The organism is Salmonella sp. NW722 (assembly GCF_051702785.1).
In the GTDB taxonomy this organism is placed as follows: Bacteria; Pseudomonadota; Gammaproteobacteria; order Enterobacterales; family Enterobacteriaceae; genus Salmonella; species Salmonella enterica.
Map to the genome: position 1 here is coordinate 339,318 of NZ_JAMMIN010000001.1, position 14,498 is coordinate 353,815.

At 52.3% G+C, this 14,498-nt stretch carries 16 protein-coding genes; 9 read left to right on the top strand and 7 right to left on the bottom strand.

Going from position 1 to position 14,498, the window contains the following annotated elements:
• From rsxG to gstA, 5 genes are all read left to right on the top strand, one after another.
• On the top strand, nt 1–621 hold the full coding sequence (gene rsxG / locus NA330_RS01625) for an electron transport complex subunit RsxG (protein ID WP_000920822.1): 621 nt from the start codon (nt 1–3) through the stop codon (nt 619–621).
• Between the two features lie 2 nt (nt 622–623).
• Entirely contained in the window at nt 624–1,316 is a 693-nt protein-coding gene (locus NA330_RS01630) for an electron transport complex subunit E (protein WP_001289628.1), read from the top strand.
• Nucleotides 1,316–1,951: an endonuclease III gene (gene nth / locus NA330_RS01635; RefSeq protein ID WP_001030318.1), complete on the top strand. Its 636-nt coding sequence runs from the start codon at nt 1,316–1,318 to the stop codon at nt 1,949–1,951. The genes NA330_RS01630 and nth overlap by 1 nt, the downstream gene beginning before the upstream one ends.
• 601 nt (nt 1,952–2,552) lie before the next feature.
• Entirely contained in the window at nt 2,553–4,058 is a 1,506-nt protein-coding gene (dtpA, locus tag NA330_RS01640; RefSeq protein WP_000100911.1) for a dipeptide/tripeptide permease DtpA, read from the top strand.
• 103 nt (nt 4,059–4,161) lie between these two features.
• Nucleotides 4,162–4,767 carry a glutathione transferase GstA gene (gstA, locus tag NA330_RS01645; protein ID WP_000765727.1) on the top strand — a complete coding sequence of 202 codons (606 nt, stop codon included), beginning with the start codon at nt 4,162–4,164 and terminating at the stop codon, nt 4,765–4,767.
• 58 nt (nt 4,768–4,825) lie between these two features.
• Here gstA and pdxY read toward each other — a convergent pair whose 3' ends face one another.
• From pdxY to anmK, 5 genes are all read right to left on the bottom strand, one after another.
• Nucleotides 4,826–5,686, bottom strand: a complete 861-nt coding sequence (pdxY, locus tag NA330_RS01650; RefSeq protein WP_000789736.1) for a pyridoxal kinase PdxY — start codon at nt 5,684–5,686, stop codon at nt 4,826–4,828.
• Nucleotides 5,687–5,745: 59 nt separating this feature from the next.
• Nucleotides 5,746–7,020 (bottom strand): tyrosine--tRNA ligase, encoded by a 1,275-nt coding sequence (gene tyrS / locus NA330_RS01655; protein WP_000168626.1) that lies wholly within the window; start codon nt 7,018–7,020, stop codon nt 5,746–5,748.
• Nucleotides 7,021–7,146: 126 nt separating this feature from the next.
• Nucleotides 7,147–7,803, bottom strand: coding sequence for a pyridoxamine 5'-phosphate oxidase (pdxH, locus tag NA330_RS01660; RefSeq protein ID WP_001282334.1), 657 nt, complete (start codon nt 7,801–7,803; stop codon nt 7,147–7,149).
• A gap of 58 nt (nt 7,804–7,861) precedes the next feature.
• Nucleotides 7,862–8,191 carry a C-type lysozyme inhibitor gene (gene mliC, locus NA330_RS01665; protein ID WP_001132091.1) on the bottom strand — a complete coding sequence of 110 codons (330 nt, stop codon included), beginning with the start codon at nt 8,189–8,191 and terminating at the stop codon, nt 7,862–7,864.
• A gap of 87 nt (nt 8,192–8,278) precedes the next feature.
• The gene (gene anmK, locus NA330_RS01670) at nt 8,279–9,400 is read right to left on the bottom strand and encodes an anhydro-N-acetylmuramic acid kinase (RefSeq protein WP_000835020.1); all 1,122 of its coding nucleotides are present in this window, start codon (nt 9,398–9,400) and stop codon (nt 8,279–8,281) included.
• Between the two features lie 272 nt (nt 9,401–9,672).
• Here anmK and slyB point away from each other — a divergent pair, with 272 nt between their 5' ends.
• A complete protein-coding gene (gene slyB, locus NA330_RS01675; protein WP_000597179.1) occupies nt 9,673–10,140 on the top strand; it encodes an outer membrane lipoprotein SlyB in 468 nt (155 codons plus the stop codon).
• A gap of 47 nt (nt 10,141–10,187) precedes the next feature.
• Here slyB and slyA read toward each other — a convergent pair whose 3' ends face one another.
• Nucleotides 10,188–10,628, bottom strand: a complete 441-nt coding sequence (gene slyA, locus NA330_RS01680) for a transcriptional regulator SlyA (protein WP_000764552.1) — start codon at nt 10,626–10,628, stop codon at nt 10,188–10,190.
• A 194-nt stretch (nt 10,629–10,822) separates the two neighbouring features.
• On the opposite strand from slyA, the gene NA330_RS01685 reads away from it, so the two are divergent.
• Genes NA330_RS01685 through NA330_RS01695 form a run of 3 tightly spaced genes read left to right on the top strand, consistent with a single transcriptional unit; the run spans nt 10,823 to nt 13,961 of the window.
• Nucleotides 10,823–11,059 (top strand): DUF1656 domain-containing protein, encoded by a 237-nt coding sequence (locus NA330_RS01685; protein WP_000649755.1) that lies wholly within the window; start codon nt 10,823–10,825, stop codon nt 11,057–11,059.
• Nucleotides 11,060–11,061: 2 nt separating this feature from the next.
• Entirely contained in the window at nt 11,062–11,922 is an 861-nt protein-coding gene (locus NA330_RS01690; RefSeq protein ID WP_001518804.1) for an efflux RND transporter periplasmic adaptor subunit, read from the top strand.
• Nucleotides 11,922–13,961 (top strand): FUSC family protein, encoded by a 2,040-nt coding sequence (locus tag NA330_RS01695; RefSeq protein ID WP_023242040.1) that lies wholly within the window; start codon nt 11,922–11,924, stop codon nt 13,959–13,961. Before NA330_RS01690 ends, NA330_RS01695 begins: the two co-directional genes overlap by 1 nt.
• On the opposite strand, the gene sodC2 is transcribed toward NA330_RS01695, so the two are convergent.
• Entirely contained in the window at nt 13,937–14,458 is a 522-nt protein-coding gene (sodC2, locus tag NA330_RS01700) for a superoxide dismutase [Cu-Zn] SodC2 (protein WP_000826820.1), read from the bottom strand. The two genes, NA330_RS01695 and sodC2, sit on opposite strands and share 25 nt — an antisense overlap.
• Between the last annotated feature and the right edge of the window lie 40 nt (nt 14,459–14,498).

The following is a 14,498-nucleotide window of genomic DNA, read 5'->3' on the forward strand; positions in this document are numbered from 1 at the left end:
ATGCTGAAAACGATTCGTAAACACGGTATTACGCTGGCGCTTTTTGCCGCAGGCTCTACGGGATTGACCGCGGTGATTAATCAGATGACAAAATCAACCATCCACGAACAAGCGCTGCAACAACAGCATGCCCTGTTCGATCAGGTATTGCCGCCAGATCGTTACAATAATAATCTGCAAGAGAGCTGTTATCTGGTCGATGCGCCCGCCCTCGGCAAAGGCACACACCGTGTTTTTATCGCTCGCAAGGATGATAAACCCGTAGCGGCCATCATTGAGGCCACCGCGCCAGATGGCTATTCCGGCGCTATCCAGCTTATTGTTGGCGCAGATTTCAACGGTACCGTCCTGGGGACGCGTGTGACGGAACATCATGAGACGCCAGGGTTAGGGGATAAAATTGAGCGCCGTTTGTCTGACTGGATTACCCACTTTAGCGGTAAAACCATCAGCGGTGAAAATGATACGCACTGGGCGGTGAAAAAAGATGGCGGTGATTTTGATCAATTTACCGGGGCGACAATAACGCCGCGCGCCGTAGTGAATGCGGTTAAACGCGCCGGGCTGTACGCCGAATCACTGCCCGCTCAGCTCCCCCATTTAACCGCCTGTGGAGAATAGCCATGAGCGAAATAAAAGACATTGTTGTTCAGGGGTTATGGAAAAATAACTCTGCTCTGGTGCAGCTACTTGGCCTGTGCCCTTTACTGGCGGTGACGTCTACGGCAACCAACGCTCTGGGGCTGGGTCTGGCCACAACGCTGGTATTAACGCTGACCAACCTTACGGTGTCCGCACTACGTCGCTGGACGCCGGCAGAAATCCGTATCCCGATTTACGTCATGATCATTGCCTCGGTGGTAAGCGCAGTACAGATGCTGATCAATGCGTATGCGTTCGGTTTGTATCAGTCTTTAGGGATTTTTATTCCTCTGATTGTAACGAACTGCATTGTTGTTGGTCGCGCCGAAGCGTTTGCCGCGAAAAAAGGACCGTGGCTTTCCGCGTTGGACGGTTTTTCCATCGGCATGGGCGCGACAGGCGCGATGTTCGTGCTGGGTTCGCTGCGCGAGATCCTCGGGAATGGTACGCTTTTCGATGGCGCGGATAGCCTGCTGGGAGGCTGGGCAAAAGTATTACGGGTCGAGATATTTCACACCGACTCGCCTTTCCTGCTGGCGATGCTGCCGCCAGGCGCGTTTATCGGTCTGGGACTCATGCTGGCGGTAAAATATCTTATTGATGAAAAAATGAAGAAACGCCGCGCCGAAACCGCGCCTTCCGCTGTTCCGGCAGGTGAAACAGGGAAAGTCTGATGAACAAAGCAAAAAGGCTGGAAATTCTGACGCGCCTGCGCGACAACAATCCGCACCCCACAACGGAACTCAATTTCACGTCGCCGTTTGAGTTGCTGATTGCCGTGTTGCTTTCCGCGCAGGCAACCGACGTCAGCGTGAACAAGGCTACCGCCAAACTTTACCCGGTCGCCAATACGCCAGCCGCGATGCTGGAACTGGGCGTAGAAGGCGTGAAATCCTATATCAAAACCATCGGTTTATTTAACAGTAAAGCGGAAAACGTGATTAAGACCTGCCGTATTTTACTGGACAAGCATAATGGCGAAGTGCCGGAGGATCGGGCGGCGCTGGAAGCGCTTCCCGGCGTGGGGCGTAAAACCGCTAACGTAGTACTAAATACCGCCTTCGGCTGGCCGACCATCGCCGTTGATACGCATATATTTCGTGTATGCAACCGAACACAGTTCGCGCCGGGTAAAAATGTCGAGCAGGTAGAAGAGAAGTTGCTGAAAGTGGTGCCGAATGAGTTCAAAGTGGACTGCCATCACTGGTTAATTTTGCATGGCCGCTATACCTGTATAGCCCGAAAACCCCGCTGCGGCTCCTGCCTCATTGAAGATCTTTGCGAATACAAAGAAAAAGTCGATATTTGATATGGTCGGAGTGCGTCCGTCACGCCAGCGCGCTCCCACCTTCGGCCTGGATCTATTTTAGCCATCAATCATTCCAGTCTCTGTCCTTTTTCTGATGTAATGTGCTTTCGTTTTCACTCCACGTCAGGTTAATCATTTTTTTAATCGCAAAAAATTCTATCTATCCGTGATCAGGATCACTTTGATAACTTCATGTAAAATTTAATGACACCTAAGGTTACATTTACAACCGGATAGACTGACACCCCGTTTTCACTACAAAACATTACTCTGCCATTTTTTCAGATAATGGCCTATATCACTGCTTTTCACCTTAAATAGCAGAAGATATCGCCTTTCACCCAAACTAATGGCCTTTTTGCAGTGTAAAAATCTGCCATTCTTCAAATGAAGAAATTTAACGCTGGATAACATTTCTGACATCGGACGATTCAACCAGAAGAGTTATATGTAACAGATTATTACAAAGCTCTTGTCTGGAGAGGAAAGATAGTGAACATTACCTGCCGTTTCCCCTCCAATATAACAATCGGACGGATGAGTCTGACTCATCACGCGCCAGACAATCCCTGTTAATACGGGGCGTAAAAAAGAGGTAAAAGTGTCTACTGCAAACAAAAAACCAACTGAAAGCGTCAGTTTGAACGCTTTCAAACAACCGAAGGCGTTCTATCTCATCTTCTCGATAGAGTTATGGGAGCGTTTTGGTTATTACGGCCTGCAAGGCATTATGGCCGTCTACCTGGTAAAACAACTGGGTATGTCAGAAGCGGATTCCATCACCCTTTTCTCTTCCTTCAGTGCGCTGGTGTACGGCCTGGTCGCCATTGGCGGTTGGTTAGGTGATAAAATTCTGGGCACCAAACGCGTTATTATGCTGGGTGCCGTGGTGCTGGCTATCGGTTATGCGCTGGTCGCATGGTCTGGTCATGACGCTGGCATCGTCTATATGGGCATGGCGGCTATCGCTGTGGGTAACGGTCTGTTTAAAGCTAACCCGTCTTCCCTGCTGTCTACCTGTTACGCGAAGGACGATCCGCGTCTCGACGGCGCATTTACGATGTATTATATGTCCGTCAACATCGGCTCCTTCTTCTCTATGCTGGCGACGCCGTGGCTGGCGGCGCGTTATGGCTGGAGCACCGCGTTTGCGCTTAGCGTCGTCGGTATGCTGATAACCGTCGTTAACTTTGCTTTCTGCCAGCGCTGGGTGAAAAGCTACGGTTCCAAACCCGACTTTGAACCGATCAACTTCCGTAATCTGCTGCTGACAATCGTCGGTATTGTCGTTCTGATTGCGGTCGCCACCTGGCTGCTGCACAACCAGGATATCGCGCGTATGGTGCTGGGCGTAATCGCTCTTGGCATCGTCATTATCTTCGGTAAAGAAGCGTTTTCCATGCACGGCGCGGCTCGCCGTAAAATGATCGTCGCCTTTATTTTGATGCTGCAGGCGATTATCTTCTTCGTACTGTACAGCCAGATGCCGACGTCGCTGAACTTCTTTGCCATTCGTAACGTCGAGCACTCTATTCTCGGTATCGCGTTCGAACCGGAACAGTATCAGGCGCTGAACCCATTCTGGATCATTATCGGCAGCCCGATTCTGGCCGCTATCTATAACAGGATGGGCGATACGCTGCCGATGCCGATGAAATTCGCCATTGGTATGGTGCTGTGTTCCGGCGCGTTCCTGATTCTGCCGCTGGGCGCCAAATTTGCGAACGATGCCGGCATCGTATCCGTAAACTGGCTGATCGCAAGCTACGGCCTGCAAAGTATCGGTGAGCTGATGATCTCCGGTCTGGGACTGGCAATGGTCGCACAGTTGGTTCCGCAGCGTCTGATGGGTTTCATCATGGGTAGCTGGTTCCTGACAACGGCAGGCGCTAACATCATCGGCGGCTATGTCGCCAACCTGATGGCTGTGCCGAGCGACGTGACTGACCCACTGATGTCCCTGGAAGTCTATGGTCGCGTATTTATGCAGATTGGCATAGCAACCGCCGTTATCGCCGTCCTGATGCTGCTGACAGCGCCTAAGCTGAACCGTATGACCCAGGACGATGATACCGCTGAAAAAGGCTCTAAAGCCGCTACAGTTTAATTTTCCGGGAAACAACATTCAGGCCGCTAACTGTGCGTTAGCGGCTTTTTTTTGCTCGTCCCCGCACTACCATACTTTAAACCTCAGCAAAAAGGAGTTACCGATGAAACTGTTCTACAAACCGGGTGCCTGCTCTCTTGCTTCCCATATTACCCTGCGCGAAATTGGCAAAGACTTTACGCTTGATGGCGTCGATCTCGCAAAAAAACGCCTGGAAAACGGTGATGATTACCTGGCAGTCAACCCTAAAGGACAGGTTCCGGCTCTGCTGCTGGATGACGGCACACTGTTGACTGAAGGCGTCGCCATTATGCAGTACCTCGCCGACAGCGTTCCCGACCGCCAGCTTCTGGCGCCGGTAAGTAGTCTTGCTCGTTATCATACGCTGGAATGGCTCAACTATATTGCAACGGAACTGCATAAAGGCTTTACCCCGCTGTTCCGCCCTGACACGCCAGAAACACTCAAACCCGCCGTTCGCGCCGGTCTGGAAAAGAAATTGCAGTATGTGGATGAGTCGCTTTCAGACGACCAGTGGATTTGCGGCCAGCGTTTTACCATTGCAGACGCTTATCTGTTTACCGTATTGCGTTGGGCCTATGGCGTAAAACTGAATATGGACGGGTTAACGCATATTGAAAGTTATATGCAGCGTGTCGCAAAAAGACCGACCGTTGCGGCAGCGCTTAAAGCGGAAGGACTGAATTAATGTCATGTTGCCGGATAGCTCGCTGTAGCGCCATCCGGCCTCTTTTTAGCAGCAATAATTACAGCCGCGTTGCGCTGAAGTAATGTTCAGGGTTAGCGATCCTGTCCTGGGCCGCCACGACCTGCAGTTCGTACTCCTGCATCGTTTTGGTGGCGATCATAATCTCATAGACTGCCGCCGTAACGTGCTCCAGCGCCTGCTGCAACGTCGCGCCCTGCAAAAGTTTGACCAGCAATAAACCACTGGTGACATCGCCAACGCCAACCGGCTGACGTGAGCCGAAATCCACCAGCGGACGGCTAATATGCCAGGCTTCCTGCGCTGTCACCAGCAGCATTTCAAAGCGTTCTGAACTGTAACCGGCGCGGGCGAGATGTTTTACCAGTACAATTTCTGGCCCCTGAGCAATCAGTTCTCGCGCCGCCTGCACGGCGTCATTCACATTATTCACGCTATGTTTGCTGAGAATTTCCAGTTCAATCAGGTTAGGCGCGATAATATCGCTGGCGGGTAGCGCATAACGCACATGGAACTCTGCGACGCCAGGCGCCACGATACAACCCTTTTCCGGATGCCCCATCACGGGATCACAGAAATATTTTGCCTGCGGATTTGCTGCTTTAACCTGGCGCACAATACCGAGAATGTGTTCTCCCTGCTCGGCAGATCCCAGGTAACCGCTAAGTACGGCGTCGCAGTGCGCTAACTGGCCAATGTCCGCAATCCCCTGGACAATCTCAGTCAGATGGCTGGGCGGCATGACACAGCCGGTCCATTTACCATATTGCGTGTGGTTAGAAAACTGAACGGTATTCAGCGGCCAAACATTCGCGCCAAGACGGCGCATGGGAAATTCGGCGGCGCTGTTGCCCGCATGTCCGAAAACAACATGGGACTGGATAGCGAGGATATTCTTCATTTTTTTACCTGAACATCAAAAATAAGGGAGTGATTTCTCACTCCCTGTTACTTAATGCCTTATTTCCAGCAAATCAGACAATAGTTCTTTTTGCCGCGACGTAATAAGGTATAGCGGCCAAACAGACGGTCCTCATCGTTAAAGATGTATTCAGGATCGGATTGTTTTTCACCATTGATAGTGACAGCGTTGGAGGCGATAGTCTTACGCGCCTGACCACGCGACGGCTGGAGTTCGGCGTCTACCAGCGCCTGCATCAGGTCGGCGCCTTTTTCCATTTCAACCATCGGTACGCCGTCCTGCGCCAACTGCTCAAAGTCAGCTTCGCTCAGCGCGCTCAGTGAACCGCTGAACAGGCATTCAGTGATCCGTTTCGCCGCAACCAGCCCCTCTTCACCATGAACCAGGCGCGTCACCTGCTCGGCCAGCACATACTGCGCGCGCGGCGCTTTACCGCTGTTTTTATCTTCTTCTTCCAGGGCATTGATCTCTTCAATGTCCATAAAAGTGAAGAATTTCAGGAAGCGATAAACATCGGCATCTGCGGTGTTAATCCAGAACTGGTAGAATTTGTACGGACTGGTTTTCTTCGGATCCAGCCAGACAGCGCCGCCTTCGGTTTTACCGAATTTCGTGCCGTCAGCTTTGGTGATCAGCGGAACGGTCAAACCAAATACCTGATTCTGGTGCAGGCGACGGGTCAGGTCGATACCGGAAGTGATGTTCCCCCACTGGTCAGAACCGCCAATCTGTAAGGCAACGCCGTGCAGTTTATTCAGACAAGCGAAGTCGTACCCCTGTAGCAGGTTATAAGAGAACTCCGTGAAAGAGATACCCTGATCGTCACGGTTCAGACGCTGCTTCACCGCTTCTTTGTTGATCATCTGATTAACGGAAAAATGTTTACCGATATCGCGCAGGAAAGTCAGCACATTCATGCTGCCGAACCAGTCATAGTTATTGGCCGCGATGGCAGAGTTTTCGCCGCAATCAAAGTCCAGGAATGGGGCAACCTGTTTACGAATTTTCGCCACCCACTCCTGAACGGTCTCTTCAGTGTTCAGTTTACGCTCGGCAGCTTTGAAGCTCGGGTCGCCAATCAGACCGGTCGCGCCGCCTACCAGCGCAACAGGTTTGTGCCCTGCCTGCTGGAAGCGTTTCAGGCATAACAATGGAACCAGATGCCCCAAATGCAAGCTGTCAGCGGTAGGATCGAAGCCGCAATAGAGCGCGATCGGGCCTTGCGCCAGTCGCTCTGCCAACGCGTCTTCGTCCGTCACCTGGGCTACCAGCCCCCGCTCTTGCAATTGTTTAATCAAGTTACTGCTTGCCATCAAAATCTCCATGTATAAAACGACTGCACCTTTGCCGGTACACGACTTTTCGCCAGACGCGAAAGAGACATAGCATAAAACGGCGGATTCATCCGCACCAGTGCTTAAAACAAGATTTTTGCATCTTTAGGGCGCAAGACGGTCGATTTTCCATGCGCCGTCGTCGCGTTGGTATAAAAAGCGATCGTGCAGACGATGTTCGCCGCCCTGCCAGAACTCCATCTGTTCAATACTCACGCGAAAACCGCCCCAGAAGCTGGGTAGCGGCACTTCGCCCTGTTGAAACTTCTGCTTGAGCTCCAGGAATTTGCTTTCGAGGATACCGCGCGCGGAAATGCGGCTGGATTGTTTAGAGACCCATGCGCCGATCTGGCTGTCGCGCGGACGGCTGTGGAAATACCTCACCACCTCAAGTGTGGAGAGACGCTCGGCTTTGCCTGTCACCATCACCTGGCGTTCAAGCATATGCCAGGGAAATAACAGACTGATACGCGGATTGTGCTCAATTTGATGCGCCTTGCGGCTTCCCAGGTTGGTATAAAAGACCAGGCCTTTTTCATCATAATGCTTGAGCAATACAATACGCTGGTACGGTTGCCCCTTGTCATCTACGGTCGCCACGACCATTGCCGTCGGATCGGCCAGTCTGGCGTCGCACGCTTGCCCAAGCCAGCGCTCAAATAAGGTTAACGGTTCAGCGGGTAAATCGCGGCGACGCAAGCCGCCTTTCGTGTATTCACGGCGCAGATGCGCGATCTGCTGCAATTGGTCGTTATCAGACATGGCGTTGATCAGAAATAATCAGTGGGTGGCGCTATTGTGCGCCCCCATACTGAAAATCTCAACGCTTCGGATTTTGTAACTGACAGTTATTAAGCACAATTCTGTCTCGTTTATAGACCGTGGCGCTCTCGCCTTGCGACCAGAAAACATAAATCCCGTCGGTATAACGCGCGCCCGAGGCCGAGATTCCTTGCTTCAGGGTCAGCAGCTTATTGTCATAAACAAAACTGACCTCTTCACGCGGGTTATTGACTTTAACGGTAAGCGGCTTCTCATCACACTGGTATTCCAGCGTATCCGTTTGCATACGTTCAACAAATTGTTGATAAACGCTACAGCCGGTCAGCAGCACAGGTAAACACATTATTACGATCTTTTTCATAGGCATATCCCGAAAGCTCTCCTGCTTCTGGAAGGGCAAACGCCCCTTCCTGACCTTGCTAGTTTACCGATATAAGGTCCGGGAAAAATTCAGTTAACTCTGAGTTATTGGGTTAGCCGGGTAAATAGCGCCTAAAACACTGGCTTCTGCAGCCCCCGTCACGGAAGGTAAATTTCCCGGCAGGCCCGCGAGCGTTCGCCAGGCAAGCCATGCAAAGGCCAGCGCTTCCATATCATCGCCGCTGATCCCCGCCTTATCGGTGGTCGAAACCTCGATACCGGGCAACAGCGCCGCCAGACGGGCCATCACTAACGGATTCCGGCTTCCGCCGCCACAGACCATCAGCCGCTCGCAGCCGCCATTGAGCAGCACCTGTTGGGCGATGGAGACCGCCGTCAGCTCCGCCAGCGTGGCCTGTACATCGCGCGCGTCTGCGCCAGGGAAAGCCGTAAGATGACGCTCTAACCAGCCATAGTTGAAATATTCGCGACCTGTACTTTTGGGCGCCGACGCAGCAAAGTACGGATCGCGCAACATCTTTTGCAGCAATGGAAGAATAACCTGACCTTCTTTCGCCCATGCCGCGTCTTTGTCGTAGGGCTGCGCGCATTGTCGCCAAATCCACGCATCCATCAACATATTACCCGGCCCCGTGTCGTACCCGCGCACCGCCTGTCCGGGGAAAAGCAGAGATAAATTGGCGATGCCGCCGATATTCAGGACCATACGTTTTTCCGTCGGATGTCCCAACAGCGCGTGATGGAAAGCGGGCACCAGCGGCGCGCCTTGTCCGCCCAGCGCAATATCCCGCCGCCGAAAATCGCCGACCACTGTAATTCCCGTATGGGCGACGATGTGATTATTATCGCCAATTTGCAGCGTATGCGGGGCCTCGCCGGTCGGCTCATGCCAGACCGTTTGCCCATGACAACCAATGGCGACGATATCCCGCGGCTGCAAACGTTGTTGCGCTAACAGCGCATTAACCGCCTGTGCAAAAAGCCGGCCTAACTGGGTATCCAGCTGGCCGAGTTGCGAGAGCGTAAGCGGTTGTCCCTGGCAAATATCGAGAATGCCTTTTTTCAGATGAACGGGAATGGGCCAGGTGAGACTTGCCTGTTGCGCAACCATGGTTTCATCAATTGCCGCCAGTACAACATCCACGCCATCAAGGCTGGTCCCGGACATAACGCCAATAAAACGGCCCGATTTCATACCTCTTCCTTATTAAGCTGGGTTAAGCCTTAACACTCGGCATAACGTATTTTGCAATGCGATGCCCGCGTCACGTTTTTTGCCGTGCCGTCCACGGATATCAATAACCTATCTTTTCTTGCTTCCCACTTCGTTTAAGATTAGTTAATTAACTTCTGATTATGATTTTTACATTCTTTCGGCAGAAGATATGACCTTAACTGCATAAATGCCATATAATTTAGCTATAGGGATGCTGAAATAGCGTTTCGTGAAGAACAGGAGATGGGTAAATGATTAAACGTGTACTGGCCGTTTCACTGATGGGGTTATCCTTAGCTGGGTGTGTTAACAATGATAGCCTTTCGGGTGATGTTTATACCGCATCCGAGGCTAAACAAGTTCAGAATGTAACGTACGGTACTATCGTTAACGTTCGTCCGGTTCAAATTCAGGGCGGTGATGATTCTAACGTGATTGGCGCTATCGGCGGCGCGGTGTTGGGCGGGTTCCTCGGCAACACTATCGGCGGCGGTACGGGTCGCTCACTGGCGACCGCGGCAGGCGCGGTGGCTGGTGGCGTAGCGGGCCAGGGCGTCCAGAGCGCAATGAATAAAACCCAGGGTGTGGAACTGGAAATTCGTAAAGACGATGGCAACACCATTATGGTTGTGCAGAAACAAGGAAATACGCGTTTCTCGGCAGGTCAGCGTGTCGTGCTGGCCAGCAACGGCAGCCAGGTTACTGTCTCTCCACGCTAAACCAGGCTTTACGTGTGGTCACATGGCCACACGTATGCCCCTGCACCTCAATCGTGAGAGTGCAATTCCATAATATTGTGTTCAAGTTTAGCGACAAGTTTAATCAGAAGCTCAATCTCCTCTGAAGAAATCCCAGCCAAAATTTCACCGCGCGTTTTATGAATGACCGCTTCCATCTCAGCGATCAGCGGCTCCGCTTTTTCGGTCAGTTTAATGCGCTTAGCGCGACGATCGCTGGCGCAGGTTTGCCGCGAAATTAGCCCCTTATCTTCAAGTTGATCCAACGTGCGTACCAGCGATGGCTGCTCAATGCCTATCGCTTTAGCCAATTGAATCTGCGACTGGTCAGGCGGCAATTGATGAATATTGTGCAACGTGACCCAATGTGTCTGCGTCAATTCCAGAGGCTTGAGGCGATGGTCAATCAGAGCACGCCAAATGCGCACCAACCGTGCCAGATCAGAACCTAGTGGCGATTCCAATTTCATCTCCTTATAATTAGCTTGCTAAGTTATTATGCTGATTTTAGAATAGTGTGCAGTATTTGTATTCTCAAAACAAATGTATTGCTAAATTTGCTTACCAATAGACATTTTTTCAGACATAGTGCGCACCTGGCACCTGTAGCTTCAGTTTTGGCTAAAACTAAAGCATCGATGTCTGACGCAAAGGAACATTGCTTGTGAAGTGTATACTCAACGCCACAGGATTGCCCTTACAAGATCTCATGTTGGGAGCATCTGTTTACTTTCCGCCATTCTTTAAAGCCTTTGCGCTTGGGTTCGTTATCTGGTTGTTTATTCACCGACTCCTGCGTGACCGGATATACTCTGATGAAATCTGGCATCCCCTGTTAATGGATCTCTCCCTCTTTACGCTTTGCGTATGTCTGGGCCTCGTTTTACTGATCGCGTGGTAAATATGTCGTTAAAAACAATAAAATATTTTTCTACTCTCATTGTCGCCGTTGTCGCCGTTCTGGCCGCGTGGTGGTTATGGAATTACTATATGCAGTCACCGTGGACGCGCGATGGTAAAATCCGCGCGGAACAGGTCAGCGTAACGCCGCAGGTTTCTGGCAGCATTACCCAACTCAATATCAAAGATAATCAGTTCGTCAACGCCGGGGACGTTCTCTTTGTCATTGATAAAACGCCCTTCCATATTGCAGAACTTAACGCGCAGGCGCAGTTGGCCAAAGCGCAGTCCGATCTGGCAAAAGCGAATAATGAAGCCGATCGACGTCGACATTTATCGCGTAACTACATCTCTGCTGAAGATCTGGATAGCGCCAATCTGAATGTTAAAGCGATGCAGGCCAGCGTAGATGTCGCACTGGCGACGTTAAAACAGGCGCAGTGGCAGCTTAGCCAGACGGAAGTAAAAGCGCCGGTATCCGGCTGGGTGACCAACCTTTCCACGCGTACCGGTGATTATGCCAGTACCGGTAAGCCGCTTTTCGCCCTGGTAGATAGCCATTCATTTTATGTAATGGGATATTTCGAAGAAACCAAACTACGCCATATCCGCGAAGGTGAACCTGCATTAATAACACTGTATAGTGGCAATATTAAGTTACAGGGTCACGTTGGCAGTATCGGGCGCGCTATTTACGACCAAAGCGTGGAAAGCGACTCCGGTTTAGTGCCCGATATCAAACCCAACGTACCGTGGGTACGTCTGGCGCAACGCGTACCGGTACGTATCGAATTTGACGCTTTGCCGCAGGATATCACGCTCGTCTCCGGCACTACCTGCAGCGTAGCCATTGGACAGCGGTAATGAAACTCTCCCTGCCGGCCCTGCGAAATACGCCCTGGTTTAAAGCGACCTCCGGCCAGTGGCGTTACGCGTTGCGCAATACCATTGCCATGTGTCTCGCGCTGACATTCGCTTATTATCTCAATCTGGATGAGCCCTACTGGGCGATGACTTCGGCCGCAGTGGTGAGCTTTCCGACCGTAGGCGGCGTAATCAGTAAAAGTCTGGGGCGTATTGCCGGGAGTTTACTCGGCGCGACCGCCGCGTTAATTATTGCCGGCCATACGCTGAATGAACCCTGGTTGTTCTTATTTAGCATGGCCGCCTGGATCGGTTTTTGTACCTGGGCCTGCGCGCATTTTACCAATAATGCCGCTTATGCTTTCCAGTTGTCCGGCTACACGGCGGCGATCATCGCGTTCCCGATGGTTAATATTGTAGAAATCACGCAGTTGTGGGATATCGCCCAGGCACGTGTATGTGAAGTTATCGTCGGCATCCTCTGTGGCGGCATGATGATGATGATCCTACCCAGCACATCGGATGGCACTGCCTTGCTCACCGCGTTGAAAAACATGCATGCGCGCTTGCTGGAACATGCCAGTCTACTGTGGCAGCCGGAGACTAACGACGCCATCCGCTCCGCGCATGAGGGGGTCATTGGGCAAATCCTGACCATGAACCTGCTGCGTATTCAGGCCTTCTGGAGTCATTACCGTTTTCGCCGCCAGAATGCATTGCTAAATGCATTGTTACACCAGCAATTACGGCTAACCAGCGTGATCTCCAGTCTGCGTAGAATGCTTTTAAACTGGCCGACGCCGCCGGAAAACAGCCGCGAAGCCATTGAACAACTCTTAGCTGAGTTGGCAAAACCGCGCGCGGACAGCTACACCGTGGCGCGGATTATTGCGCCGCTACGCCCGCAGGATGAACAGGATTATCGTCACCTCGCGTTCTGGCAGCGATTACGCTATTTTTGCCACTTATATCTGCGCAGCAGCCGTCAGTTATATCTGATCGAAAGCGGCGCGCCGGTGGATCAAATCCATATCCGCCGCACTCCCGGCCTTGCGCGGCATACGGATAACGCAGAGGCCATCTGGAGCGGCGTGCGTACCTTTTGCACGCTCACGGTAATTGGCGCCTGGAGTATTGGCGCGCAATGGGAATCCGGGCCCGGCGCATTAACCCTGGCGGCGATCAGTTGCGTCCTCTACTCCATCGTCGCCACGCCGTTTAAGTCGCTTTCCTTATTGATGCGTACTTTAGTGCTGCTGTCCTTATTCAGCTTCGTGGTGAAATTTGGCCTGATGGTGCAAATCACCGATCTGTGGCAATTCTTACTTTTCCTTTTTCCGCTGTTCGTCACGATGCAACTGCTTAAACTGCAGATGCCTAAGCTGGCGGGACTGTGGGGGCAGCTTATCGTTTTTATGGGCTCATTCATCGCCGTGACCAATCCGCCGGTGTACGACTTCGCCGACTTCCTTAACGATAATACCGCCAAGATCGTCGGCGTCGCGATTTCCTGGCTGGCGTTTGCGATTTTGCGCCCCGGTTCCGATGCCGTAAAAAGCCGCCGCCATATCCGCGCGCTACGCCGGGATTTCGTCGATCAGCTTAGCCGTCACCCTTCCCATAGCGAAAGCGAGTTTGAGTCGCTGACCTATCATCACGTCAGTCAGCTCAGCAATAGCCAGGATGCGCTGGCGCGCCGGTGGTTATTACGTTGGGGAGTGGTACTGCTGAACTGCTCGCATGTGGTGTGGCAGCTGCGCGCCTGGGAGTCGCGTTCCGATCCGCTTTCCCGGGTGCGGGATATTTGTATATCCCTGCTGCGCGATGTGATGAGCGAGCGCGGCGTGCAGCAACGCCCGCTTGCCGTCACGCTACAGGAACTACAGCGTATCTGCGACACGCTCGCACATCATCATCAACCCGCCGCGCATGAGCTGGCGGCGATTATCTGGCGTTTACACTGTTCGCTGTCGCAGCTGGAACAGGCTCCAGCGCAGGGAACACTGTCTCCGGGTTATTTAATGACGCCGCAGGCGTAACGCATTCCGCCGCCGCCGAGCGGTTTCGGCTGATCGGACATGTTATCGCCGCCCACATGGATCATGAGCGCTTTATCTTTCACTTCATCAAGAGACTTCAGACGTGGCGCAGTAACCGGTTCGGTGGCGATACCATCATTATTAACGACTAACACCGGGAGGTCGCCCAGATGCCCCTGGCCTTCCGGCCCTTCATGCTTGCCGGTATTTTGTGGGTCCAGATGACCACCAGCGGCTTCTGCGGCAACCGCTTTGCCGTCTTTAATCGCGGGCTGGCAGCTACCGTTGGCATGAATGTGAAAACCATGCTCGCCCGGCGGCAACGCTTTAAGGTGTGGGGTAAATTTTAAGCCGCCTTCGGTTTCATCGATGACGACGGTGCCGATAGACTGTCCTACGCCTTGCGCCGTCACCAGGTTCATCTCTACTTTCTCGCTGGCGGCCTGCGCACCCGCACAGGCCAACAGCGTCACCATCGCTAAACTTAATCGCTTCATAAAACCTCCGTTACATGTGGTCGCCTGTTAAGTGTAAACC